Raw genomic sequence first — 24557 nt, 5'->3', positions numbered from 1 at the left:
AGGTTCGCCATGGATGACTCCGCCCGCCATATCGTCGACTTGTACCAGCGCCATGCCACGGCCTGGGACCAGGTTCGCCGCGCCAATACCCGTGGCTTTCAGTCCGAGCTGGCCTGGTTGCAGCGCTTTCGCCAGCTCATGGGCGCTGGGCGGCAGGTGCTGGACCTGGGCTGTGGCGGCGCCGAGCCGTTGGCGAGTGACCTGATCGAGCATGGCTGCGAGCTGACCGGGGTCGACAGCTCCAACGCATTGCTGGATCTGTGCCGGCAACGACATGGCGATCAGCGCTGGATCCATGCCGATATGCGCGACCTGGCCCTGGGTGAAGATTTCGACGGCATCCTGGCCTGGAACAGCCTGTTCCACCTGGCGCCGGACGATCAGCGAGCGATGTTCGCAGTGTTCGAACGCCATGCCCGTCCGGGTTGCGCGCTGATGTTCACCAGTGGCCCGGCCGCGGGCGAGGCCATTGGTGAGTTCGAGGGGGAGGCGCTGTACCACGCCAGCCTCGATCCCGGGGAGTACTGCACGCTGCTCGACACCCATGGCTTCGAGGTGGTCCGGCATGTCAGTGAAGACCCCGACTGCTGCGGGTTCACCGTATGGCTGGCGCGGGGCCTGGATTATTAAGGCTCAGATAATCCCTTGTTGCCGGGCGATGCTGTGCAGGCAGAGGCCCAGGGCGCGCCTTTCACAGTCGTCCGGATTGAAGCCGAGGAGCCATGGCTCGGATCAGGGCGCGAAAGAGCCTGTCGCTGCGGTCCAGCTCCTCCGGGTTTGCTTCAGCACCGGGTCCAGTGGTTTTCCGGTCCCGTGCTCACTGCGATAAAGCGTCATCAACTCCACCTGCGGCAGGGCGGTCTTGCCGCTGTGAGTAGACACAAAAAAGCCGCTGGCCGTGGCGGGACAGCGGCTTGTTTCAAACCGTGCAGGCTCAGTGCTGCATCTTGCCGTGGTCCATCGAGCCATGATCCATCGAGCCATGGCCCATGGCGCCGTGGTCCGGTGCGTTGAGAGCACGAGCCTCGGCGTCGACCTTGATGCTTTCCTTCTCGCCCTTGGCGTTTTCCACGGTCAGGGTCAGCGGTACCTTGTCGCCGGCCTTGATCTGGCCTACCAGCTCCATGAGCATCACGTGGTAGCCCTGGGTGTCCAGGCTGACCTTCTGGCCGGCCGGCAAGTCGATAGCCTGCACCTGCTGCATGCTCATCACGTCGTTGTGCATTCTCGATTGATGGATCTGCACGTTCTTGGCCACCGGCGACTGCACTTGCACCAGCTTGCTATCGCTGCTGGCCGTGATGTCCATGAAGGCACCGCTGGCATGCTGGCCGGCGACGGTGGCGCGGACCCAGGCGTTGTCGACCTGGGTCGCAGCGCTGGCGGCGTTGGCCAGGCCCAGCAGGGAAGCCAGCAGCAGGGCGGATTTGAAACGCAATGAACGGGGTTGCAGAGTCATTAACAGACCTCCATGACGGTGAGCAGATCTTCCGCGCACTCCTGGGCGTTCAGGGACTGGGACAGGCCCAGGCGCAAGGTGCCGCGGGAGTCGTAGACGAAACTGGTAGCGGTGTGCGAAAGGGTATAGGTGTCGCCGCTGGGGATCTTTTCATAGAACACCCCGAATTCCTTGGCCGTGGCCGCGGTTTCTTCCAGGCTGCCGTACAGCGCCTCGAAGCTCGGATCGAAGGCCTTGACGTAGGCATCCAGCACTGCGGGAGTGTCGCGCTCGGGATCCAGGGTGATGAACACCACCTTGAGGCGATCGCCGTCACGACCCATCAGCTTCTTGGCCTGCGCCGCGCGGGCCAGTGTCGTGGGGCAGACGGCCGGGCACTGGGTGAAACCGAAGAAGATCATCGGCATCAGGCCACGGTAGCTGGACAGCGATTTGGTTTCGCCCTGGGAATCGGTGAGCTTGAAGGTACGACCGAGAATCTGATTGCTCAGGTCCTTGCCGTATTTGAAAGACAGCCGGGGACTGTTGTCACAACCGGCCAGCAGGCCCAGGCCGAGTACTCCGGCGCTGGTGAGCAGCGTGCGGCGAGTCAGTAGAACACTCATGAAATAACGCCCTTTGAACAGCCAGACAGGCAAAAAACCCGCGCATGGTAACAAACGGACGGCGAACACGGCGGGCTAATTAGACCAAGGCCTGCGGCCATCGGTCGCAGTCCATGGCCCGTGCCGGGCACTCACCCGCACTTGTCGCCAGGGGATGGCAACTGGCGCAGCCAGAGGGCGATGTCCTCTACCACGGTGGGCATGTGGCTTTGTCCGTGGTGATCGTCGAAGCGATGGCCCAGCCCGGGATAAGACCGAAAATCCACTCCCGGGCGGGCGTCCCTGCGCAGTTGCTCGATCATCGCCATGACCGCCGGCACCGATACCGACTGGTCGGCCATGGCCTGGATGACCAGCGCGGGGCTATGGCTATCTTGCAGCAGGGCCAGTTGATCAAGTCGCAGTACCTCTTGCCACCAGCGGGCACCGTGGCCACTGGCTCGCAGGTCGGCCGGTGGCTGCCCTTGCACCTGTTGGATGAAAGCCTGCAAACCCTGGCGCGCTTCGGCTTTTTCCGCCACCGGCAGATCGCTGCTATCGACGCTGTGCAACAGGTCGTCGGCAAACCACTGGCCACCGCCATTGAAGGCCACGGTGGCATCGACGACACCTGGGCGTGCGGCCAGGGCATGGGCGATCACCGCGCCTTCGCTGCCGCCGAGGGCAATTACCGAGGCGTAATGGCGTTGTTGGCGCAGGTGCTGGATCACCGCTTGCAGGTCGTCCGTGCGCTGCGTCGGACTGTCGTGCTCCAGGTAGGCCTGCGGGCAATTCGCGCGTTCGGCGTCCTGGCTGTAGGGCAGGGTCGCCTCGAGCCCGTACTTTTCCACGGTCAGTACATCGGCCTCGGGCATCGCCTGGGCCAGGAGGGGGATGCTCGTTATGTGGCTCACGCTGTTGCAATCCGAACCCTGGAGGATCACCAGCAGCGAGCTTGACGGCCCGGATGGCTGGCGTTGCTGCAGGTAATAGCTGATTGACGAGCCATCGGGCCGAAGCAGGTGCTGTGGCGCTGGTTCCCCGGCCCTGGCCAGCCCGCCAAGGCCCAGCAGCACGACGAGGATCCAGCGACCTGTGCCGATCAAGACTCCACCGCCGCGATCTGCACCAGCGCCCGTACCGCGGTGCGGGTGGCCTGGGTCAGCGGTTGCGGCAGGCGATCGAGTTCGAACCAGGCGATCTCGCTGTGCTTGTGCGGTTCGAGGTTGCAAGGCGCCATGGCGGGCGCCGAAGCCAGGTACACCGGCGCCACCCAGTGTTCGCCGCGCTGCGGGTCGATCTGGTCGACCACGCATAGCAAGCTGACACCCTGCAGCGTCAGCCCCAGTTCTTCGAGAATCTCTCGGCGCATGGCCTGTTCCACCGGCTCGAGCCAGTCGACCTTGCCTCCCGGCAGGCCCCAGTGTCCGGCCTCGGGCTCTCGCAGGCGCTTGACCAGCAGCAGTCGACCGTCGCGCACGATGGCGGCGCCGCATCCCAGGCGGGGTTCTTGTGGCATGGCGGTTCTCCTCGGAGGGTTGGACGGGGCGGGCACCGACGGCCCAGGACGACAATATCGGTTAGGGGTATGACAACCCTGCTGGGCTTTGTTGTTCATTTGTAATCGGGCGCGGCCATTCCACGACGAGTCAGCAGCGCAGCCCGATTCCCCACAACCAGCAAGTGCGTACCAGCATCGCGCCCAGTACCCCCAGGGCCAGGAGGATGAGCAGCGCCCCGGTGCAGCGCTCGAACCACGGCAGGGCCCGGGAAAAGCGTTGGCGGACCCGGGCATTGCCGATGGCCACGGCCACCAGTACATCCCAAGCCAGTACCGCGCTGAACATCCACAGACCGTAGGCCAGCTTCCAGCCATTGCCGATCCCGGCACCGACCAGCGATGCCAGGCTGGCGTAGAACAGTGCGTTCTTGGGGTTGAGGATGCCTGAGAGGAACCCCATGCCCAGTCCGCGCCACCAGCCGGCCCGGTCCTGGCCATGGGACGTCACCGTGGTCAGCGAACGACCGCCGGCATGGCGGATGAACAGCCCACCCACGTACAGCAAATAGGCACAGCCGGCCACTTGGATTACCAGGAACAGCAGGCCGTCCGGGCGCAATACCGAGACGCCGGCAAATGCCAGGACGATGAATACGCCGTTGGCCAGGGCGATTCCCAGGCAGGCCCCGGTGGCCGATCGCCAACCGGCGGCCATGGACATGCGCGCCACCAGGAAGAAATCGGGGCCGGGGGAGAGCAATGCGAGAAAGTGCGCGGCGGCCACCAGCAGGAACTGTTCGAACATGGACAAGACTTCCACAGAGCAAGAGGGGCAGGAAGTCTGCTTGGGGCCACGGGCCGGGTATTGAAGAAAATTGCGCGGCCTCAGGCCTTGTACAGCCCTGGGGTGACGCCGACATGGGCCTTGAACACCCGCTGGAAGTGCGCCTGGTCGGCGAAACCCAGGCGTTGCGCCAGGGCCGCCGGGGCCTCGCCGGCCTGCAGTGAGGATCGAGCCTGGATGATCCGCTGGTTCAGCTGGAAGGCGTGGGGTGTCATTCCGGTGGCGCTGCGAAAGGCCCGGATCAACTGGTAGCGGCTGATGCCGGCCAGTTGCGCCAATTCTGCCAACGGGCTTGCCGCTTGCGGGGCCTGGCGCAGGAAGGCCACGACCCGGCGGACTCCGGCGCTGGCCTGGGCAAGGTCCGCGGCCAGGGCGAGCGTCGGTTGCTCCCGGGTCGAAAAATCACCGATGAACTCGATCAGCGCTGCTTCCTTGTCCTGCCAGTTGGCGGCGGAAAACAACAGATCGTTGAGCCGACAGAAGCCTTGATAGAGCCGCGGGGTGTCGCTGAGCAGGATCTGGCGCCTGGATATGGCTGGGTCGTCGAGCTGCTCCTGGCGCAGGGCCTCCACCCAGGCGGCATCCAGGTGCAGCATCTGGTAGCTCCAGGCCGTGCCCGAGCGAGGATTGCAGGCGTGCACGCAATTGGCCGGAACCCACACCACACTGCCGGCACGGATCAGCGTCGGCCCCGCTGGGGCTCCCGTGAAGATGCTTTCGCCACGGTCCACCGCGCCAATGGAGAGCGTGGGGTGGCTATGGGCCTTGTAGTTGGCGCGGCTGTCACAGGCCCGGCGACTCTCGACGTAGGGCAACTGTGGATCGCGCCAGAACTGGGCGGTGCAAGACATCATCGGCAGGGCCTGGGCAGGGGCTGGGCGATCAAGACTAACGCTGATCGGTGCCCGGCAGAAGCTCGCTCGTCGAGGTTTCCGAGGCCGAGGTCAGTGGCCATTGGGCTTCAGGCTAGCGAAGAAGTCGTGGACGATCAGTTTCATTTCGCCCGCGGCCTGGAGCTTGTCCTGGGCATCCTTGATGCTGATGGCCGCCTGGGTGAGGAAGCCGTAGACCAGGTTGGTCAGGTTGTTCGGGTCGTAGGGCTTGACCCGCCCGGCGGCGTGCAGCTCATGCATCAGCTTGGCGATGTGGTGCAGGGTGTAGCGGGAGTCGATGGCTTTCCAGTCCTCCCAGCCCAGCACACTGATCACTTCCTGCAACGACAACAGCTGCTTGCGGTGACGCATCACTGTATCGATGAACGCCGTGGCCAGTAGCTGGGCACGTAGCCAGGGGTCCTCCGTCACCGGCACCTGGTCCAGGGCCTGGGCGATCATCTGCATCTGTCGTTCATAGCACTGGGCGAGCAACTCCTTCTTGTTGGCGAAGTGGTGGTAGAACGCCCCCTTGGTCACCCGCGCCTGGCTGGCGATGCTGTCGATGGAGACTGCGTTGTAACCATGGGCGATGAACTGCTCGCGGGCGCTGTCCAGCAGGGCATCGCGGGTCAGTTCGGAGTTTTCCTGTTGCCGGCTCTTGACATTCATACTCATGCCTTTTTACATACTGTCGGTATGTAATGCTAGCACGCGGCGCTCGCAAGTACAGGACGCTGCTTCATTCAGGTTCGTCCAGGAATGCAGAGGTATCCATGCTGAAGATGAAAACCCGTTGTCAGGCCTGCGCCAGCGCCTTGAGCGATAGTGGCGGGGCGTACATCTGCTCTTATGAATGCACGTTCTGTGAGCCTTGTGCCGTACGGTTGGCCTATCGCTGCCCGAACTGCGCCGGCAACCTGGTGCAACGGCCCTGGCGCACTCGCCAACCCGCCCGGGTGCTGGTCGATCGCCTGTTCAAGCGGGGAGGGCGAACATGAGCCGCGAGGTGGAGATTCAATGCGCCGACGGCGTCGTGCTGCCGGGTGATTACCATGATGCCCAGGGGCCGGCGCAGGGAGTGATCCTGGTGTCCGGCGCGTTGGGCGTGCGGCGCGGCTTCTACCGGGCTTTTGCGACCCTGGCCGCCGAGGAGGGTTTCGATGTGCTGCTGTACAGCTATCGCGGAACACAGGATGAACCGCCCTCGGAAGCCCGATGTTCGCTGGCCGACTGGGGAGTGCAGGATATCAGCGCCGCCATCGAATTCTGTCGCGCCGAGCGTCCGGCCATGCCGCTGTACTTCGTCGGTCACAGTATCGGCGCCCAGTTGCTCGGGTTATCCCACGCAGCGGGGCAGTTGCGGGCAGCGGCCTTTATCTGCGGATCATTTCCCTATTGGAAGCGTTGGACAGGGCTCGAACGGCTGCGCATGGGCTTGCTGTTCGGCCTGCTGATTCCGCTGGTTGCCAGGTTCGGCGCGACGTTTCCGGCGCGGCTGCTGGGCCTGGGCAACCAGAACCTGCCGAGCCGGCTGATGCTGGAGTGGTCACGCTGGGTACGGGAGCCCGACTACCTGCTGGCCGAACGCTTTGGCCTGGCCCGGCGGGGCGGTTACGCCAACCTGGCGATTCCGCTGGTCAGCTGGGTGTTCGACGACGACCACTATGTGCCCTGGGTCGCCGCGCAGCGGATGCATGACGCCTATTCTGCGGCCGCATTGCAGGTCAAGCGCACGCCACGCAGTGCCGGCCCGGTGGGGCACTTCGGTTTCTTCCGCAGTACGGCCCTGCAGGGCGAACTGCTGCAACAACTGCGGAGTTTCTCAGGTTAGGCATGGCCGGTTGGCGGGTTGCGGCACATCGATCACCGCCAGCATGTCGTCACCGTCCTTGTCCATGCCGGTCTCGACGAAACCGAAACTGGAGTAGAAGTTACCGGCTACCGGGTTCTCGGGGTGGTAGCAGATCTCTATCTGCGCCAGGCCCTGGATGTGTCGCAGCTCCTCGAGCAACAAGCCCAGGGCCTGGCGGCCGATGCCGCGATGCTGATGCTGTTTGTCCACCATGAAGCGCCATATGGAGACTTTTCCCGGACTCTCGGCGCTCCACAGGAACAGGCCGACGGGGGCGTCCTGGTAGTAGATGGCGCGGGCAGTGCAAGTCGGGTTGTAGCTGGCCTGCACCAGCGACCAGAGGTTGGAGGCGACGTAGGCTTCCTGTTCCTCGAACACTTCCAGGTCGCAGATTCGTTCGTAGTTGGTTTGATCGACAGCAGTGAGCTTTACCTTGGACACCTTGAATTTCTCTTGGGCTGGCAGGGGGCGCAACATAACAAAGGGTGAGTTCTGCCGCATCCACGACCTGACGGGTCTTCCAGGGTATTTTTCCAGCTTGATGATTTCTGCTCGATCTCGCCTACGCTCGCCCATCGTGATTATCAACATTCTCCCATAATGAGTGGGCAAGCCTGGAAACCAGTATCCGAATCATTCCTCGCCTTGAATCGACGCAATGCAACGAGTGGCGATGAGAAGTGCGGGCTAGAGCGTCAACAGTCGAGCTGACAATACGGATGATTAGTATCCTTTGACATAACTATTCTTCCGCGATCGGCAAGTCTTTCCCCTGAGTTTGCCATGCTTGAGCCAGCATACCGTTCATCGAATAATCATGCGTCCATAAGAAAAAAACAGTCATTGCCCATTGGTTTGATCTAAACAAAGATGGGCATTCAACACCCGTGATTAGTACTGAAACGATACATCTTATTTGGTGAAATTTTTTCTTGACATGCCTGCAATTCCAAGCGGAAGGTATCAGCAAGAGGTCTGGTCCCGACTCTTTTTGTAAATCTCAAGCTTTAGCTTCGCTGAGTACGTAGAGGGCAATTAACCATATAGTTAAAGTTTCACCAAGGGACTGCATGCAACCTGCCCGAAGGGTTGGTTATTAATGGATAAAGGAAATATCAAGATGAAGCTGTCGACGTTTTCCACTTCTATTAATGAGCGTTATTTCGAAGATTATATCGAAGGCTCGGTATTCGAGTATGGTCCATTGAGGGTCGGTGAATCCGAGATCATAGCGTTCGCCAAGCAATTCGACCCGCAAATGATGCACCTCGATCCGCAGGCTGCGGCAAGTGGTCCTTTTCAAGGATTGATTGCCAGCGGATGGCATACGCTGGGCCTGATGATGCGCCTGTTCGTTGATAACTATCTGTCTTCCGTGGCAAGTCGTGCCTCACCTGGGGTCGATGAGATACGGTGGTTCAAGCCTGTTCGTCCTGGTGATCGACTGCGGTTGCGGGTTTCGATCCTGGAAACCAGGCGCTCTCGTTCCAAGCCCGATCGGGGCATGGTCGTCTCCCTGCTCGAAGGCATCAATCAAGACGATGAAGTCGTGGCGAGCGTGAAGCCGATGAACTTCCTGGCACTGCGCGACCCTGTCGCTCAATAGAACTTCTATTTCAGATCCTGTTATTGGGCGCAAGCGGCGTGATTTCTTGTCGCTGACTCGACATTACTAACCTGAGCATTTCAACTAACGCACTATGGCGAGGTGAGAACATGCCAACCAGAGCAGATATCGATAGTGTCGTGAACCAGTCACTGGCCGAGAGCATTGCCAGCCAGAGCAATGGCCTGTCGGTTGAAGACATGAGCAAGATAACCATATATGGAGTGGATGGCCTGTTCGACTCCCTGCAGTTGGTGACATTGATGATGCGAATTGAAGAGTTGATCGCCGACAAGTACGACTTGTCTGTATCACTGACGTCCGATCGTGCTATTTCGCGGAAAGTAAGTCCATTTCAAAACCCATCGACGCTGGTCGAATTCATCATGGAAGAGATACCCGCTCTAGAAGCCAGCTAGGCAGCTTTTATGCTGATCCTTGTTACGGGAACGCGTACCGGACTAGGTCGAATGTTGGTCAAGCATCTGATCGGGAAAGGGCATACGGTCATTGGTTGTAGTCGCAGGGATGCAGCCAAGATGCCTCCCGGCTACATGCATTTCAATGTTGACCTGACTGACTCCAGATCTGTTTCAGCAATGTTCCATGCAATAAGGAAACGCTATGGATTTATCGATGCGTTGATCAATAACGCGGGTGCATCCGTCATGGAGCCATTTCTGCTGAGCGACTTGGACAACACCAAAAAGCTCTACGACCTGAATGTATTCTCAGTCATGCAGTGCTGCCGTGAGGCGGTGAAGTTGCTCAAGAACAGCAGTGGTTCGGGGGCAATATTGAATATCTCTTCGGTGGCGGCTTTGTTCTCCCTGGAGGGGCAACTTGCCTATGCAACCAGCAAGGCGGCCATAGAGCAGTTCACTCGTTCTCTAAGCCGGGAAATCGCCCCCTTGAATATCCGCGTGAATACCCTGGGATTGCCCCCGCTGCGAACAGCGCTTACCAGGACCCTGGGCAAGGACAAGATCGACGCACTCATTGCCCGCCAGGCCATCAAGCGGCCCTGTGAGTTCCAGGATGTGGTCGGGCCGGTGGAGTTCCTTATTTCCGAGGCGTCGGGTTTCGTATCCGGTGAGACGCTCTATCTAGGAGGGGTCAGATGATCAATTCAGGTTGGCTGCGCGGCCTGGAAGCTAGGGGCGTTCGTCGAGCACTGGTGGATGGGGACATCGTGCTTTCGTACATGCAGGTAGCGCAGAAGGTCAGGGATCTGGCCACGCATTTCATGCAGTCCGGCATCGCGCCGGGGCACGTGGTGGTGCTGCATGGGAATTATTCGGCCAATGGGGTCCTGGCCTTGCTGGCCTTGGCTGCCATCAAGGCCATCGTTGCGCCGGTCACGAACCTGACGTCCTCGGTCGAGGAAACTCTGAAGGTGTCCTGCGATGCAAGTTTCATGGTCAGGGCCTTGGATGATGTAGCCGTCGAGCCTTGTCCCGGCCAGTCCCGGCACCCTTTGTATTGCTCTCTCAAGACCCGTGGGGCCGCTGGATTGATCCTGCTTTCCAGCGGCAGTACCGGAAGACCGAAGGCGATTCTGCATGACCTGGACAAACTGATCGCTGAAAAAGACAAAGAATCCAGGGGGCGGCAACTTGTGGTCATCCTGTTTCTGATGTTCGACCACATCGGCGGCGTGAATACATTAATCAACATATTGTTTTCCGGTAATTGTGCGGTCGTCGTGAGGGAGAGAACGCCGGATGCCGTGTGCCGGGAGCTGGAGATGCACCAGGTGCAGGTCTTGCCTGCCAACCCGACATTCTTGAACCTGTTGCGCCTTGGGGATTTCCACCACCGCTACGACTTGTCGGCATTAAGGCTCATTACTTACGGCACGGAAGCCATGCCAGCGCAGCTTCTGGTCTATTTGCGAGAAATATTTCCCCGGGTGCGGCTGCTCCAGACTTTCGGCACTTCTGAAACAGGAATAGCCGGGACACAGAGCGCTTCTTCGCAAAGCACGCGCTTCAAGATCGTCGACGAGAGTTTTGAATATCGCATTGTCGATGGCGAACTCCAGTTGAAGTCACCGAGCCAGTTCCTCGGCTATCTCAATGTCGAAAACACTTCGCTGACAGAAGATGGTTGGTTCCGCACCGGGGACCTGGCCGAGTCGGGCAGTGACGGAGAAATACAGATCCTGGGGCGGATGAACGAGGTGATCAACGTCGGTGGAGAGAAGGTCCTGCCGATTGAGGTCGAGTCCTTGCTTCTTGGATGCCCATTGGTCCAGGACTGCCTCGTATACGGGATCAACAACGCTATTACCGGCCAGGCGGTAGGGGTGAATGTAAAACCGGCGTACCCGATCAGTGCCGAGGGTTTGAGAAAGGCAACCCTGGATTTTCTCGCAGGCAAGCTGGAGCGATTCAAGATGCCCGTGAGAGTCAGGATGGTTGATGAAATTGCTGTTTCGGAGAGAGCGAAGAAGAAACGCAACGTCGAGCGTTAATTGGACTTGAAGGAGAACAGGAATGTTACCAGGCAATGTAGTCATCATTGGTGGTGGGCCGGCCGGGTCGGTGGCGGCGCTGACTCTGCTTAAGTTGGGACACACGGTCACGATCTATGAAAAAGAGACTTTTCCCCGGTACAGGATTGGCGAGTCGTTTCTTCCTGGGACCATGTCGATATTCAACAGGTTGGGCTTGCAGCCACTCATCGACGAAGCCCAGTTCGTCAAGAAGCCTTCCGCGACCTTTCTCTGGGGACAAAACCAGCCGCCATGGACCTTTTCCTTTTCAACCCCGAAGAGCACGGCTGAATGGGTTTTCGATCATGCCATCCAGGTCAAGCGAGAAGTGTTCGACCATTTGCTCTTGAAGGAGGTCATGGCCCGAGGCGGGACGGTCCATGAGGGGGCGGCGGTAACCCATGTCGATTTAAGCGATCCTGAGAGGGTCACTCTGGAAGTGCGCCAGGGCGATTCATCCTCGACGGTATCTGGCGACTACCTGATCGATGCGTCAGGTGCCAACAGCGTTCTCGCCCGGCAACTGAAAATTCGTCGTTATGACGAGTTCTATCGCAATCTTGCTGTGTGGTCTTATTTCTCTTGCCCCGATCCGTTTCAAGGAGACTTGCGCGGCACGACCTTCTCGATAACTTTCGAAGATGGCTGGGTGTGGATGATTCCGCTTGAGGGCGATATCTACAGCGTCGGTGTGATCGTCGATATCAGCAAGGTGGGCGAGATAAAGGAAGTCGGGCCGGATGAGTTCTATAAGCGCACGCTGGCCAAGTGCGTTCGTGCCAAAGAGTTACTGGGCGATTCGCAGCAGATCGATCAGGTCAGGGTCGTTCGCGACTGGTCATACGACACCAGCACCTTTTCCAGCGGGCGTTTCTTCCTTTGCGGCGACGCGGCCTGCTTCACCGATCCGCTGTTTTCGCAGGGCGTGCATCTCGCCTCACAATCCGCAGTTTGCGCGGCTTCGGCGATCGATTACCTGTCCCGGCATCCAAGCGAAAGTCCCCAAGTCCATGAGTGGTACAAGAGCACTTATGGCGAAACCTATGAGCAGTACCACGAATTCCTCGCCTCTTTTTACACCTACGCCTCTTTCACCGAGCCCGATTCCGAGTTCTGGAGCAAGCGCAGGATAGTGGAGAGCGAGGATGATCGTTTCAATCGCCGTCAATGGTTCGATCAACTCTGCGACAAGGCAGGCGGGGCGGAGTGGGCGATCTCGGACTTCAAGGACCGGGCATCCACGATGATTGCCCTTGGTCGACATCAGCGTAGTGAACTCTCCGACGAGTTTTCCGATGCGGAGCTGACGCCAATGAGGGTCGGCTGGATTGGCAAGTTGCTGAAGCAATTGTCCAGCATATCCGAGTTCAGCTGGAACGGCGGGGCGGTCACCTTGCAGGACTACTACAAGGTCAATCCTCTGGATTTCAAGCTTGAACCCAAGGAAGTGCTATCAAACGGCGAAAAACGCATGACCAAATATGCCGCCAACTCCAAGGTCAGGGAAATATTCTCCGACTTGATCAAGGAGAAATTCGACTACAAGACCTTGATCGGTCGATTGAATGCTGCTGGTTACTCCGAACATGCCTTGCAGATGGTCATACGCCTTTTCGAGGCGGGCCTGTTGTCGGGCAAGAACCTGAGGGGGGAAAAAGTGCATATACAAGACCGCCTGCGATTCGATGGTGTAGGTATCGAGTACGAAGTTTGAATCAAGCGGCCGCTCGTCATGCTTTCCCGAGCGCAGTGCCCATGGGCGATCACGAGTGATCTGTTTCGGACATTTTCAATATCCCGGAGATCCAGATGAAAATCGATCAAGAGTTTGAGAAACACTATTCCAGGCCCGACCTGGAACAGAAGATCTTCTCTGCATTGCGCGCCAGCGGGAAAGATCCGCAAAGGCTGGATTTCGAAGACCTGGCGCCGGTGGATGAAATCCACATCGGCGGGCGTCAAGCCACTGCCGACCTGGCCGACAAGCTGGGGCTGCACGAGGATATGAAGGTCCTTGATGTCGGCTGCGGGCTGGGTGGGGCGACCCGCTACTTTGCCAGCACCTTCGGTTGTGAAGTCCATGGCATAGACCTGGCGCCCGACTACATCAATGCGGCCTCTACATTGGCTGCCCGTATAGATGGAGGGCTGAAGGTCAGTTATCAGCAAGCCAGCGCCCTGGCGCTGCCCTTTCCCGATGATTTCTGCGATGTGGTGACCATGCTGCACGTGGGGATGAACATCGCTGACAAGCCGCGGTTGTTCGAGGAAGTCCGCCGAGTACTGAAACCTGGCGGCAAGCTCGGGATTTACGACGTGATGCGGGTCGGGGAGGGCCAGGTTCTCTATCCGGTTCCCTGGGCATCGAATCCCAGTACGGACTTTGTCGCGCCTCTGGCTGAATACCTCACGCATCTGAAGCAGGCGGGGTTCACGGTGGTCAGTGAAACGGATCGCTGGGAGTTCGGCGTGGCGTATTTCGATGATTTGAGAAGCCGGAACCTGAAGCAGGGGGTATCGCCACTTGGACTGCATATTTCATTTGGCGCCACTGCCATGCGGCAGATGGTCAATATTTCAACGCTGATCAAGAGCCGGGTGCTCAGCCCCGTTGAACTTGTCTGCAAACTTGGCGAATGAGGCCGGCCATGACTGATCATGGAGACTTGTATTTCGAAGACTTCGTCAAAGGGCAGGTCTTCACGCTGGGCAGTGCGCAGGTGACGCAAACAGGCATCATCGATTTTGGTCGTGAATTCGATCCACAGGCATTCCATGTCGACCCTGTCGCGGCGCTCGACTCACCGATGGGAGGGCTGGTCGCCAGCGGTTTTCATACGCTTGCCCTGAGTTTTCGGCTCTTCATCGACTTGGGGTTGCTCAGGGCCTGTAGCGTGGGCGGCGCGAGCTTGAATGATGTGCGCTGGCTAAAAGCGGTGCGTCCGGACGATCTCATCAGCGGGGCGGTAACGGTTCGTGACGTGCGCAATATCCCCTTGCCCGGTAATCGGGGCCTGGCGCAGTTTTCGTTCGAGATCATCAATCAGGCACAGGAGCGTGTCTTGTCTTACCTGGCCACGATTGTATTGAAGGGACGAGAGTCCTAGCGGTTGGGTCGAGCCAGGTAACAGGGCAGGCGAGGGGGCTGGTTTACATCAGGGCCAGCTCCATATCCCAGCAATCCAGGCCTGGCCCATGCCCGTCTGGCGTCACTTCCAGCAGCACGAAACCCAGGCTGGCATAGAAACCCTGGCTGTGCTGGCTGGTGCTGATGCGCACCGCGCGGGCCTGGCCCTGCTCGCGAATGGCTCGTAGCCGCGCCTCGGTCAGCAAGCGTCCTATGCCCTGGCCGTGCAGCGCCTGGTCGACCATGCCCCAGCACAGGCTGGCGATGCCGGTTTCGGGGTGCAGGGCATGGCCACCACAGGCGACGATCCGCCCATCGCGTTCGATGACCAGCAGGTTGGCTGTCGAGCGTTCGAGGAAATGCAGGAAGTCCGGGCGCTCCAGGGGATCGAAGAAGGCCGGGGTATTGCTGTCGAATAGTTGCAGGCAGGCGTCCAGGTCATGGCTGGCGAAGGGACGTAGGAAGGTCATGGCGTTCATGCTCGGCGAAAGATCCCGGATATTCGGGATCTTTCGCCGGTGCGGTCAAGTGCGGTGGTCGAAGAAGTGCCCCATCAGCTTCAACAGCGGCCGGCGTCGGTTGGTCCAGGCGAAATCCCACTCGCTGACCTGCGAATCCCCTGGATGATGCTCATGTTCGTGCAGCAGTTTGTGGGCTTCGGCCAGCCGGTACCAGGGCACCGAGGGGAAGGCGTGGTGCACGATGTGCAGGTTGAAGTTGAGGATGATGAATCGCGACCAGAGCGGCAGGCTCTTGCAGTCGTGGGACACGACATCCTGTTCCCAGTACTGCAGGCGGTCGGCGTCCTTGGTTTGCAAGGGTGCCTCGGCGTGGTGCGGCAGGTTCAACAACTCCACCATGAAGAACAGGAACAGCCAGATGATGAGGTAGAACATCACCAGGTCAGCCAGGTGCCCGAAGTACAGTGCGACCCCGGCCATGGCCAGGTAAGCCACCAGGTACAGGCGGGCGAAGCGGATTTCCTTGAGAATCCGCGGCGAGTTGTCGCCCTTGGCGCGGGCGATGAACGGTGCCCGCCAGTTCAGCAGGAAATGGTTGGCCGCGATCATCGGGATCCAGTGCTTCCACATGAACTCCAGGGTTCGTTCCTGTTTCTTGGTCATGACCGAGAACTTCTCGATCATGCCGCGGTTTTCCGGGTCGTTGAGCGGGTGGGAAGTCCAGGTGTGGTGGGCCGTGTGGAAGCGGCGGCGGACCAGGAAGGGCAAGGCGATCAGCCAGCCGTTGCAGTGCCCGATGAAGTTGTTGACTCGGCGGTTTTCCGAAATTGCGCCATGCAGGGCCTCATGCAGGATCAAGTAGATCTGCAGGGTGGCGACGCCGGCCAGCACCAGGCCGAGCAACTGCAGCCCGGTGGATGAACTGAGCCAGAGGTTCCAGGCCAGTACCAGGACCAGCATGTCGGCAACCCACAGCATCACGGTCCAGGGCTCCTTGGCCCCGTCGGGAATCTGTTTACGGACGTTAAGCCATTGTTCTTTTGTCACTTGCTTGACTCTCCAATAATCATCCGATGGGATGCGGGTCTCGATGGATTAGCTGTCGATACGCGGAGCGTGGCCGGGGCGGATGCTGCACAGGTTGTCGCCCAGCCTGGCGTAGGCCTGGTCGAAGAAGGCGACCTCTTCATCGAAGCCGTGGCTGCGCGGAGCCTGTTCGAACTTGTGCCATACCAGGTGGATGCAGTCGTAGCGGGCCCCCCCTTGCAGGTGCCAGGCCGGCAAGTAGGCGGTCATCGCATAACCCAGCCGCATCAGGCCGCCGAGCAGCTCCAGCTTGTCGGCCAGCACATGAACGCTCACGTACTCGACATCCTTGTGTGCTTGCACAAGTGTCTCGAGCTGCTGCAGCACCTCGCGCTCGGAGGGATAACCGCCCAATTGCCCGGACACCATCAGCGCATTGGCCTCATGATCCTGGGTGTAGAGCAGTTGGCCGTGGCGCTCGGTCCCCGGCGCGCCACTGAGGTAGGTGTTCGGATAGGCGCCCAGCAGCGGATCCAGTTGCAACTGGCCATACAGGTATTGGCTGATGAAATCGTTACCCGAGGATCTGGCATACCACGGGGCAATATGGACGAAACCGTCCCGGGCCGGCGGGTGGATGGCGGTCAGGTGATATTCGCGGATGCCGTCGACCTTGTTCGGGCCACCGTCATGGCCAACCAGCACTGCCGGCTTGATCTTGCCCATCACTGAATGGATGGCGACATTGCGAGGGGTGTAGTAGCCCAGCTCCATGGCGTCGGGTCGATGATCTTCCAGGCAGAGCCTGATCAGGTTCGAGATCGCACCGCCGCGGCGCGCATCCGGATGGATCACGCCATGGCCAACCTCCCAGGACTGGTTCCAGGGGCGCCGGGTGATACAGACGCAGCCCAGCAGCGCGGACTGGTTCTGAACGACGAACCAACGTTGCTGATCGGAGCTCATCGCGTTGCGGATATACACCGGGCTCTGGCACGGATGGGTCGTGTGCCCATAGATGGACTGGAACAGCTCGGCAAGGTCGTCGATGTCTGCGAGGGTGCCGGGGCGAAATTCAAATGCATCGGCTTTGGAGTCGATGTTCAAGGGCATGGAAACAGGCGTTTCCAGATAGCTTGTCGTGGTCATTGCACACCAGGTTGGCTTTGTTCGAGGCACGTGAAGGCGGTGACTGCCTCGGGCATGTCACGGCTCGTGGATAGACGCTTGAAGTGTTGGGCTAACGGCCGCCATCGCGTCGTGAAAGACGCAGGCAAGAGGTGAGGGCGGTCAGCGACAGCTGGCTGGGTTGCGTATCAACCCCGCTGTACTGGCAATGGGCGTCATCCTTGATCGGGTACATCTGGAGCTCCTGTCCATGATTCGATAGCTGTGCCGGCAACTGGACTCCTTCCAATTTGCCGCGGCTGCACTATAGGTTGCCGACAGGCATCGGCATATGTGACCGGTCGGTCGTTGTCCCGATAATCCCCGTCTTTTTGGTCATTTTTAGCCGCTTCGCGGCAGCATGAGAGAAACCGTAGGTGAATCAAGGTGTTGGAGCTTAGGGAAGGGTAGGAAAATGCCCCTTGGTAAGGGACATTGCCAGGCTAGGAACCTGCGGCGCGCATTACTGGGACAGCAATGGACTAAAGGCAGTTGGCGCGGGTAGGGCACGCCTGGTCAGTTGGCTGAGCCGTGAAATACAAGAAGGATGAGAGAAGAAAGTTCAGGAATGGTTAGATTGATAGCGAATATAGAATTTTCTATTAGTGCATGACGTGTAATGAAGAGGTATTGAGTGCGCTGATTCCTCGGAGCCTATAACAAACTCTGGTGCGTGCTCACCCTACAGGTCACGCACCAGAGCACTCTGATAATTACCATTGACCGCTTACAAGGCAGCCGACAATTTCCCAGCCGCTGTATTCCCACCAGGAATATCGTTCATCGGAACAACTCCTGGCCAAACTAGCCAGCTTGATTTCGCCGGTTGCTTGTTGGCTTCCGAAAGGGGTTTTGGCAGAAGCTGTCACTTGGTTGACGGTCTGGGGAGGCTTGATAGTAGTCGGATGCACGGAAGCGTTCGCGACACTTGCGGTGAAGGCAAGGGTCGCAGATATGGCGATAACAGTTATGAAGTTTTTCATGTTCGATTCCTTTCAGTTATCTGACATGAGGCTTAGGCATTAGCCTGACCTGCCTTGACAATAATCTGAACAGATCAGGCAGGCGCGCAGGGTGGCGCCATGAAAGGCTACCATCGCGGTGCCCGCCGCACAGTCGCTCAAGGGAGCTATTGACAAGCAGGCAAAAGCCTGGATTCCCCATGGGGAGAGTTATTCAAGCTGGGACAATCCAGTTCAGTCTTTCTGTGGATGAACTTGATAAAGATCGGATCAACGCTATCCTCTCCAAGCAATTTCACAATAGGTGTTAACTACTTGGGCAGGAGCCAAGAAACATGACAGGGAAAGATCTGGTTGATGCAATAACGGGTAATCCAATACTCATGGGTTTGAAGGATTGTCCTGCAGTACCCGCTCAAATGAGTTGCGCCGTCTACGGGAAGGTGCAAGATGACGTTGGAGATGATGTCATCAAGAATGATTCGAAAATGAAATACCAAATTGAACAGGCGCTGTTATTTCGAGGTGATAACTCACAAACAGCTGTTTGGCACTTTCTTGTTGCGGGTTCAGCGATTCATCACTTTGTCGTTATTCCTTGGTACAAATCGTCAGTCGGAACAGTGTATACACTGTTCATGGCCTACGAGAATAAATATTCAGTGGAGAGTTATGTCAAACATGTCAGTCCGGCCCCGGGTGCGGATAAGGGCTATAAGGAGTACTGGACGGCAAGCGGACTGAGCACCATGCTCGCTGATTTGCTGACTCATAGTAATGCTTGGGAAGAGTATTTTGGCCAAGTTGGGCAAGCCCAGGCAAATGCAATCAATTACTACAAATATAAAATAACAGCATTAAGCACTGCAGTTTCCAATGTGAACCAGTTCCACAAAATCTGCGGGAAAACGACGTGACCATCCTGGCGGCTACTTCACGCCTGGCCAGAGTTTCACTTTATCTGGCAGCTGAAAGCGAATTGAAGGTAAGCCACGCCTTGGTGCCGGACGTTCCTGGCGAGGAAGGTTCCTTTGTTTAATGCCGCCGATGTCAGTGAGAGCCACAAGCCATCGATGGCGAAAATCGACTGGACCGTCGCTCACTGCAAGGCGGTCTTGCTGATCAACGATTTTCCTCATGCGGTGTTCGCTTTCGAGGCCAAGCAAGGATATTGCAGATCGGGGTTTCCACCGCAGGCTGGCAACGGCAGGTCCGAAGGCGGTCACCAGCGGGACGATGCAGCACGTGATCTGTTTGCTTGATCAAACGCCTGGCATCGCCAGGCGTTTCACCTAGGGGCATGGAATCTGGAAGGCAAGCAGGCTCGGCAAATCTGGCCTGCACTGGCCCCTGACATCCAATATATAAATGCGCATAATGTATATTATGTTAAATTATGAGTGTTTCGTAAGTAAGGCCCTGACCGCTGGGTTCTCCTCGATGACTACAGCGCTCAAAACTAAACCTGCGAAATGCGGAAAAATGAGGACGCAAAACCGGACACCCTGCAAAAGCCGCTCAGGCGTCACCGATTTTGTCCCGGTAAACGGCGACGCCACCTCCTGGCATCGATCACTTTGGACTTGCCACACTCATGTCATGTTTGCCTTCGGCAAAACCACGACATTACTTTTTTATCCCACGGGCGGCGGCACTCTGAAGTGTCTTCAAGTGAGCCGCCCTGCTGTTCTTTCCGGCGCCTCACTACTGCCATTAACTTCCGGCTCTAAAGGCTCTGTAAAATGACAGAGATACCGGGGACGTCGGGTGTCTGCTTCAATAGCGATAACGGTCACCTTCCTTCAAGCTAAGCGTGCTCTCAAGTTACTCGGGCAGCGCGTGTCTCAGCGGCTGTCCGGCGTCACTTATTTTTCACTTTCGACTGTAATTCAGCCCTCTCTGCGGCTGACTGTTTATTACTGTCTGAAAATAGTCGCTGTCATGGATTAAACACCGTCTCTTGTTCCCTCAACTTTCCAGCGCTGCGCTTGCCGCAGCCGATGAGTGCATGACCATGGAAGAGCTAAGTTATCTGAAGAAAGTCGAAGCCAATGCACGCACCTATGCCGCCAACTTCCAGCGCCTGTTCGTCAGCGGCAATGGGGTGTGGCTCAGGGATGCGCAAGGCAAGGAATACCTCGACTGCCTGGCCAACGCCGGTACCCTGGCACTGGGTCATAACCCGCCGGAAGTCAAGGACGCGGTGCTGGAGTTCCTGGGCTCCGACCAGTTGCAGCAAGCACTGGACCTCGCCACCCCGGCCAAGCATGCCTTTGTACAGGAGCTGTTTTCACAACTGCCGGCAGGCATGCGCGACACCAGCAAGATCCTGTTCTGCGGCCCCAGCGGCTCGGATGCCGTGGAAGCTGCGATCAAGCTGGCGCGCCACTACACCAAACGCGCGGCATTGATGGCGTTTCATGGTGGCTATCACGGCATGACGGCTGGCGCGCTCTCGGCCATGGGCAATCTCAACCCCAAGGGCATCCCCAGCGTTACTGCACAAAACACCCATTTCCTGCCCTTTCCGTACCGCTTCCGCTGCCCGTTCGGTACCGACGGCGAGCAAACCGATCAACTGTCGCTCGAGTACATCCGCACCGTGCTCTCGGACCCTGAAGGTGGCGTCACCCGCCCGGCCGCCGTGCTCGTCGAAGTGGTACAGGGCGAAGGCGGCTGCATTCCCGCCTCGAACGCCTGGCTGCGCGGGCTGCGCGAAATCACCCGCGAGCTGGGTATCGTGCTGATCATCGACGAAGTCCAGACCGGCCTGGGCCGCACCGGCAGCACCTTTGCCATCGAGCACGCGGGGATCGTCCCCGATATTCTGGTGTTGTCCAAGGCCATCGGTGGCGGCTATCCGCTGTCGGTCATTGTCTACGCCGAACACCTCGACACCTGGGGCCCGGGCATGCACGCCGGTACCTTCCGTGGCAATCAGATCGCCATGGTCGCCGGGCGCGCAACCATGCGCCACATTCGCCAGGCGGGCCTGGTGGAACACGCCGCCGCCCGCGGAGCGCAACTGCTCGCCGGCCTGCAAGACATTGCCCTGCGCCATGATGCGATTGCCGACGTGCGTGGCCGTGGCCTGATGATCGGCGTCGAGGTCACCAAACCGCGTACAGAGAACCGTGCCGGCCTGGGCGATGGCACCCTGGCCAAGGCAATCAAGCTCAACTGCTTCGACAACGGCCTCGTCATCGAAACCGGTGGGCGCCACGGTTCGGTATTGCGCTTCCTGCCTGCCCTGACCATCACCGAAGCCCAGGTTGGCAGCGTCCTTGATCGTTTCGAAGACGCCATCGCCAGCGCCACCGCGCACCGTTTGCAGGTGGTCGGCTAAAGCGCAGAAAAACAGCAGCAGCGCAGAGCTGCTGTTGTGCCATACCCAACCTGCTGCAATGAAAAGCCCGCCAACCGACACCGGTTGGCGGGCTTTTTGGTGTGCGCTTCAGTCCCGGGCAAGCGACTCGATCGGATCCAGCCGCGCGGCATTACGCGCAGGTACAAACCCGAAGATGATGCCGATCAGGCTGGAGCACACAAAGGCGGTGACAATCGATTCCAGCGAAAACACCATCTGCCATTCCGTGATCACCAGGGAGAACACGAACCCGATGCCAAACGACAACGCAATCCCGATCACCCCGCCAATCAGGCACACCATCACCGCCTCCACCAGAAACTGTTGACGAATGTCCGACTGCCGCGCCCCGACCGCCATGCGAATACCGATTTCGCGTGTGCGCTCGGTCACCGACACCAGCATGATGTTCATCACCCCGATGCCACCCACCACCAGTGAGATCAGCGCAATCAACGACAACAGCAATGCCAGCGACTGGCTGGTTTTCTGCACGGTTTGCATGATGCTATCGAGGTTGTAGGTGAAAAAGTCCTTGGTCCCGTGGCGCTGTTGCAACAGCTTGACCACGTTATCCTCCACCACCTTGCTCGGCTGGCCATCCTTGATCCGCACCGTGATGCTGTCCAGGTAGCGTTGACCCAACAGGCGCCCGGCGGCGGTTTCGTAAGGCACCCAGACGTTGAGCGCCTTGCTGGTGTTGAAGATATTCTTATTGTCCGCCGTCACCCCAATCACCGTGCACGGCAGGTTGCCCACCAAAATGATCTGGCCCAGCGCCTCGACGTCCGGGCCGAACAGGCGATTACGGGTGTTGTGGTCAATCACCACCACCTGGGCCTGGCGGGTGTCGTCGTCCTGGCTGAAGGTGATGCCTTCGGCGATCTTGATCCCGCGGACCTGGAACGAGCTGGCACTCACGCCATTCACCGTGGCGTTCACGTCGATATTGCCAAAGCGCAACAGCAGGTTGCGCCCGGCGTTGGGCGTGGCGCTGTCGATGTAATGCAACTCGCTCAGGGCGGTCACGTCGGACAACACCAGGGTTTCGATCGCCGACGCATGGCTGTCGCCAAAGTCGGTGCCCGGGTAGATGTCGATGGTGTTGCTGCCGATCGCCTGAATATCATTCAAGACATAGCGCTTGGCGCCCTCCCCGATGGCCACGATCGACACCACCGACGTGATGCCGATCACGATGCCGAGCATGGTTAACAAGGTGCGCATGCGGTGGGAAATCAACGCCACCCAGGCCATCACGAAGGCTTCCTTGAACAACCCCAGGCTCGCCACCAGACGCCGCCCCGGCGTGGCCTGGCCCTGGGCGGGAACCGGGGCCTCGACCTCCGGTGCGGCGCGTTCGTTGAGGCGGTCACTGAGCACTTCGCCGTCGCGCATCTCGATGATGCGCTCGGCATGGGCCGCAACCTTGGCGTCGTGGGTCACGATAATCACGGTATGCCCCGCCGCATGCAGCTCCAGCAGGATGTTCATCACTTCCTTGCCGCTGGCGGTATCGAGGGCGCCGGTCGGCTCATCCGCGAGGATCACTTCGCCGCCGTTCATCAAGGCCCGGGCGATACTCACCCGCTGCTGCTGCCCACCGGACAACTGGCTCGGCCGGTTGACCAAGTGATTGGCCAGGCCCAGCCGGGCCAGCAGTTCCTTGGCGCGGCTATGGCGCTGGCCTTCCGATACTCCGGCATAAATCGCCGGCATCTCGACGTTATGCATGGCGCTCAAGTGCGGCAGCAAATGATAACGCTGGAAGATGAAACCAAAATGGTCGCGGCGCAGTTCCGCCAGCTCCTGGTCCGCCAGGTCGCGGGTTTCGCGACCGCTGATGGTGTAGCTGCCGTCAGTGGCGTAGTCCAGGCAACCGAGAATGTTCATCAGGGTCGACTTGCCTGAGCCCGACGCCCCGGTGATCGCCACCATTTCCCCGGTGTTGATGGTGAGGCTGACATTCTTGAGCGCCATGAACGCTTTTTCACCGGCCATAAAGCTGCGGCTGATGCCTTTGAGTTCCAACAATGCCTGGGTCATTGTCAGCTCCCCGCCACGGCCGGCGTCGGCTCACCGATGACGACCTGGTCGCCCTCCACCAGGCCATCCTTGATCTGGGCCTTGACCTTGTTGTTGATCCCCACCTGCACGTTGCGCTCCTGAGCGTGGCCGGTCTCATCCACCACCCGCACTACGTACGAACCGTCGTCATTACGCTTGCCCAGCGCCGCAACCGGCACCATCAGTACATCCTTGGCGGTGTCGCGCACGATGCGCACCTGGGCGGTCATCGAGATGCGCAGGCGATGATCAGGGTTCGGCACATCGAACAGCGCGTTGTAGAACACCGCGGTGTTCTGTTTGGCGGTGCCGGCGGCCTGGGTGTCCAGGTAGTTCTGCGGTGCAGGTTCAGTGCCGCGCAGCTTGCCGTAGTAGCGTTTATCGGACTCGCCAAGGATGGTGAAGTACACCTCCTGGCCTGGGTGGATGTGAATCACATCGGCTTCCGACACCTGGGCCTTGATGGTCATGGTGTCCAGGTCCGCCAATTTCAGCAGCACCGGCGCCAGTTGCTCGGCGATCACGGTCTGGCCTTCCTGGGTGACGATGCCCACCACGTCACCGTCCATCGGGGCGACGATACGCGTATAGCCGAGGTTGACTTTGGCGGTGTCGATCTGGATTCGCGCGTTTTTCAGTTGCGCATCCAGGGCCACCAGGTTGGCGCTCTGTACCAGGTAATTGGATTCGGCGGTCTCGAAATCCTGGCGAGAGATGGCCGCGTCCGATTGCAGGCGGGTGTAGCGCTCCCACACCGATCTGGTCTGGACCACTTGTGCCGCCGTGGCTTTGCGTTGCGCTTCGAGGTTTTCCTCGTTGACCTGCGCCTGGCGCAGGGCGTTCTGCAGCACCAGTGGATCGATTTCCGCCAGCCACTGGCCCTTCTTGACCTTGTCGCCGAGCTTGACCTTCAGCGATTTCAACTGACCGGAGACCTGGGCGCCGACGTCGACCTGTTTGACCCCCTGCAAGATCCCGGTGGCAAGCACCGAGTTCTCGATTTCGCCCCGCTCGACCCTGGCGGTCAAGTACTGGGGCGGCTCAGCCGGTGACTGCACCGAATAGACAATCAGGCCGGCAACAACGGCCAGGCCTACGCCCCAGACAACCTTGCGAAACTTCGACTTTTCCATAGATGACCACTAATACGTTGAAAGGTAGA

General features: G+C 59.1%; 28 protein-coding genes. 13 read left to right on the top strand and 15 right to left on the bottom strand.

Going from position 1 to position 24557, the window contains the following annotated elements; all coding sequences use genetic code 11:
- Positions 1 to 9: 9 nt before the first annotated feature.
- The gene (locus H7A76_RS18920) at positions 10 to 630 is read left to right on the top strand and encodes a trans-aconitate 2-methyltransferase (RefSeq protein WP_185699895.1); all 621 of its coding nucleotides are present in this window, start codon (positions 10 to 12) and stop codon (positions 628 to 630) included.
- A gap of 304 nt (positions 631 to 934) precedes the next feature.
- On the opposite strand, the gene H7A76_RS18915 is transcribed toward H7A76_RS18920, so the two are convergent.
- The 7 genes from H7A76_RS18915 to H7A76_RS18885 all read right to left on the bottom strand — a co-directional run bounded on the left by H7A76_RS18915 (position 935) and on the right by H7A76_RS18885 (position 5938).
- Positions 935 to 1459: a copper chaperone PCu(A)C gene (locus tag H7A76_RS18915; protein WP_185699894.1), complete on the bottom strand. Its 525-nt coding sequence runs from the start codon at positions 1457 to 1459 to the stop codon at positions 935 to 937.
- A complete protein-coding gene (locus H7A76_RS18910) occupies positions 1459 to 2064 on the bottom strand; it encodes an SCO family protein (RefSeq protein ID WP_185699893.1) in 606 nt (201 codons plus the stop codon). Before H7A76_RS18910 ends, H7A76_RS18915 begins: the two co-directional genes overlap by 1 nt.
- A gap of 131 nt (positions 2065 to 2195) precedes the next feature.
- On the bottom strand, positions 2196 to 3149 hold the full coding sequence (locus H7A76_RS18905; protein ID WP_185699892.1) for an alpha/beta hydrolase: 954 nt from the start codon (positions 3147 to 3149) through the stop codon (positions 2196 to 2198).
- On the bottom strand, positions 3146 to 3562 hold the full coding sequence (locus H7A76_RS18900) for an NUDIX domain-containing protein (RefSeq protein ID WP_185699891.1): 417 nt from the start codon (positions 3560 to 3562) through the stop codon (positions 3146 to 3148). Before H7A76_RS18900 ends, H7A76_RS18905 begins: the two co-directional genes overlap by 4 nt.
- 130 nt (positions 3563 to 3692) lie before the next feature.
- Complete coding sequence (locus H7A76_RS18895; protein WP_185699890.1) at positions 3693 to 4349, bottom strand: LysE family translocator; 657 nt, start codon at positions 4347 to 4349, stop codon at positions 3693 to 3695.
- 80 nt (positions 4350 to 4429) lie between these two features.
- Positions 4430 to 5239, bottom strand: a complete 810-nt coding sequence (locus H7A76_RS18890; protein ID WP_185699968.1) for an AraC family transcriptional regulator — start codon at positions 5237 to 5239, stop codon at positions 4430 to 4432.
- 93 nt (positions 5240 to 5332) lie between these two features.
- Positions 5333 to 5938 (bottom strand): TetR/AcrR family transcriptional regulator, encoded by a 606-nt coding sequence (locus tag H7A76_RS18885; RefSeq protein ID WP_185699889.1) that lies wholly within the window; start codon positions 5936 to 5938, stop codon positions 5333 to 5335.
- A 98-nt stretch (positions 5939 to 6036) separates the two neighbouring features.
- On the opposite strand from H7A76_RS18885, the gene H7A76_RS18880 reads away from it, so the two are divergent.
- Positions 6037 to 6261 (top strand): DUF1272 domain-containing protein, encoded by a 225-nt coding sequence (locus H7A76_RS18880; RefSeq protein WP_185699888.1) that lies wholly within the window; start codon positions 6037 to 6039, stop codon positions 6259 to 6261.
- Positions 6258 to 7094, top strand: a complete 837-nt coding sequence (locus H7A76_RS18875) for an alpha/beta fold hydrolase (protein ID WP_185699887.1) — start codon at positions 6258 to 6260, stop codon at positions 7092 to 7094. Before H7A76_RS18880 ends, H7A76_RS18875 begins: the two co-directional genes overlap by 4 nt.
- On the opposite strand, the gene H7A76_RS18870 is transcribed toward H7A76_RS18875, so the two are convergent.
- Positions 7086 to 7556 carry a GNAT family N-acetyltransferase gene (locus H7A76_RS18870; protein ID WP_312026263.1) on the bottom strand — a complete coding sequence of 157 codons (471 nt, stop codon included), beginning with the start codon at positions 7554 to 7556 and terminating at the stop codon, positions 7086 to 7088. The two genes, H7A76_RS18875 and H7A76_RS18870, sit on opposite strands and share 9 nt — an antisense overlap.
- Before the next feature lie 679 nt (positions 7557 to 8235).
- Between H7A76_RS18870 and H7A76_RS18865 the strand changes: the two genes are divergently transcribed.
- The 7 genes from H7A76_RS18865 (at position 8236) to H7A76_RS18835 (ending at position 14325) form a co-directional block, all read left to right on the top strand.
- Positions 8236 to 8721 carry a MaoC family dehydratase gene (locus tag H7A76_RS18865; RefSeq protein WP_185699885.1) on the top strand — a complete coding sequence of 162 codons (486 nt, stop codon included), beginning with the start codon at positions 8236 to 8238 and terminating at the stop codon, positions 8719 to 8721.
- 140 nt (positions 8722 to 8861) lie between these two features.
- The gene (locus tag H7A76_RS18860) at positions 8862 to 9140 is read left to right on the top strand and encodes a hypothetical protein (RefSeq protein ID WP_185699884.1); all 279 of its coding nucleotides are present in this window, start codon (positions 8862 to 8864) and stop codon (positions 9138 to 9140) included.
- Positions 9141 to 9149: 9 nt separating this feature from the next.
- Positions 9150 to 9845 carry an SDR family NAD(P)-dependent oxidoreductase gene (locus H7A76_RS18855; RefSeq protein WP_185699883.1) on the top strand — a complete coding sequence of 232 codons (696 nt, stop codon included), beginning with the start codon at positions 9150 to 9152 and terminating at the stop codon, positions 9843 to 9845.
- The gene (locus H7A76_RS18850) at positions 9842 to 11197 is read left to right on the top strand and encodes a fatty acid--CoA ligase family protein (RefSeq protein WP_185699882.1); all 1356 of its coding nucleotides are present in this window, start codon (positions 9842 to 9844) and stop codon (positions 11195 to 11197) included. Before H7A76_RS18855 ends, H7A76_RS18850 begins: the two co-directional genes overlap by 4 nt.
- Positions 11198 to 11219: 22 nt before the next feature.
- Complete coding sequence (gene cmlS, locus H7A76_RS18845; RefSeq protein WP_185699881.1) at positions 11220 to 12932, top strand: chloramphenicol-biosynthetic FADH2-dependent halogenase CmlS; 1713 nt, start codon at positions 11220 to 11222, stop codon at positions 12930 to 12932.
- A 95-nt stretch (positions 12933 to 13027) separates the two neighbouring features.
- Complete coding sequence (locus tag H7A76_RS18840; RefSeq protein ID WP_185699880.1) at positions 13028 to 13858, top strand: class I SAM-dependent methyltransferase; 831 nt, start codon at positions 13028 to 13030, stop codon at positions 13856 to 13858.
- Between the two features lie 8 nt (positions 13859 to 13866).
- Entirely contained in the window at positions 13867 to 14325 is a 459-nt protein-coding gene (locus H7A76_RS18835) for a MaoC/PaaZ C-terminal domain-containing protein (protein WP_185699879.1), read from the top strand.
- Between the two features lie 43 nt (positions 14326 to 14368).
- Here H7A76_RS18835 and H7A76_RS18830 read toward each other — a convergent pair whose 3' ends face one another.
- The 5 genes from H7A76_RS18830 to H7A76_RS18815 form a co-directional block, all read right to left on the bottom strand.
- Positions 14369 to 14815, bottom strand: coding sequence for a GNAT family N-acetyltransferase (locus H7A76_RS18830; protein ID WP_185699878.1), 447 nt, complete (start codon positions 14813 to 14815; stop codon positions 14369 to 14371).
- Between the two features lie 54 nt (positions 14816 to 14869).
- Positions 14870 to 15784: a fatty acid desaturase gene (locus H7A76_RS18825; RefSeq protein ID WP_260498023.1), complete on the bottom strand. Its 915-nt coding sequence runs from the start codon at positions 15782 to 15784 to the stop codon at positions 14870 to 14872.
- A gap of 117 nt (positions 15785 to 15901) precedes the next feature.
- Positions 15902 to 16945 (bottom strand): GNAT family N-acetyltransferase, encoded by a 1044-nt coding sequence (locus H7A76_RS18820; protein WP_260498017.1) that lies wholly within the window; start codon positions 16943 to 16945, stop codon positions 15902 to 15904.
- A 127-nt stretch (positions 16946 to 17072) separates the two neighbouring features.
- Positions 17073 to 17195: a hypothetical protein gene (locus H7A76_RS32400; RefSeq protein ID WP_260498016.1), complete on the bottom strand. Its 123-nt coding sequence runs from the start codon at positions 17193 to 17195 to the stop codon at positions 17073 to 17075.
- A 517-nt stretch (positions 17196 to 17712) separates the two neighbouring features.
- Positions 17713 to 17982: a hypothetical protein gene (locus H7A76_RS18815; RefSeq protein ID WP_185699875.1), complete on the bottom strand. Its 270-nt coding sequence runs from the start codon at positions 17980 to 17982 to the stop codon at positions 17713 to 17715.
- A gap of 314 nt (positions 17983 to 18296) precedes the next feature.
- Here H7A76_RS18815 and H7A76_RS18810 point away from each other — a divergent pair, with 314 nt between their 5' ends.
- From H7A76_RS18810 to H7A76_RS18800, 3 genes are all read left to right on the top strand, one after another.
- On the top strand, positions 18297 to 18878 hold the full coding sequence (locus H7A76_RS18810; protein WP_185699874.1) for a hypothetical protein: 582 nt from the start codon (positions 18297 to 18299) through the stop codon (positions 18876 to 18878).
- 114 nt (positions 18879 to 18992) lie between these two features.
- Complete coding sequence (locus tag H7A76_RS18805) at positions 18993 to 19223, top strand: DUF2251 domain-containing protein (RefSeq protein WP_185699873.1); 231 nt, start codon at positions 18993 to 18995, stop codon at positions 19221 to 19223.
- A 752-nt stretch (positions 19224 to 19975) separates the two neighbouring features.
- Positions 19976 to 21307 (top strand): diaminobutyrate--2-oxoglutarate transaminase family protein, encoded by a 1332-nt coding sequence (locus H7A76_RS18800; RefSeq protein WP_185699872.1) that lies wholly within the window; start codon positions 19976 to 19978, stop codon positions 21305 to 21307.
- A 108-nt stretch (positions 21308 to 21415) separates the two neighbouring features.
- Here the strand turns inward: H7A76_RS18800 and H7A76_RS18795 are convergent, their stop codons facing one another.
- Both H7A76_RS18795 and macA read right to left on the bottom strand, forming a co-directional pair.
- A complete protein-coding gene (locus H7A76_RS18795; protein WP_185699871.1) occupies positions 21416 to 23374 on the bottom strand; it encodes a MacB family efflux pump subunit in 1959 nt (652 codons plus the stop codon).
- Between the two features lie 2 nt (positions 23375 to 23376).
- Positions 23377 to 24528 (bottom strand): macrolide transporter subunit MacA, encoded by a 1152-nt coding sequence (macA, locus tag H7A76_RS18790; RefSeq protein ID WP_185699870.1) that lies wholly within the window; start codon positions 24526 to 24528, stop codon positions 23377 to 23379.
- Between the last annotated feature and the right edge of the window lie 29 nt (positions 24529 to 24557).

This window comes from Pseudomonas sp. MSSRFD41 (assembly GCF_014230245.1).
Classification (GTDB): Bacteria; Pseudomonadota; Gammaproteobacteria; order Pseudomonadales; family Pseudomonadaceae; genus Aquipseudomonas; species Aquipseudomonas piscis.
Note: the sequence above shows the minus strand (reverse complement) of the source record. Positions and strands in the feature narration are given on the sequence as shown.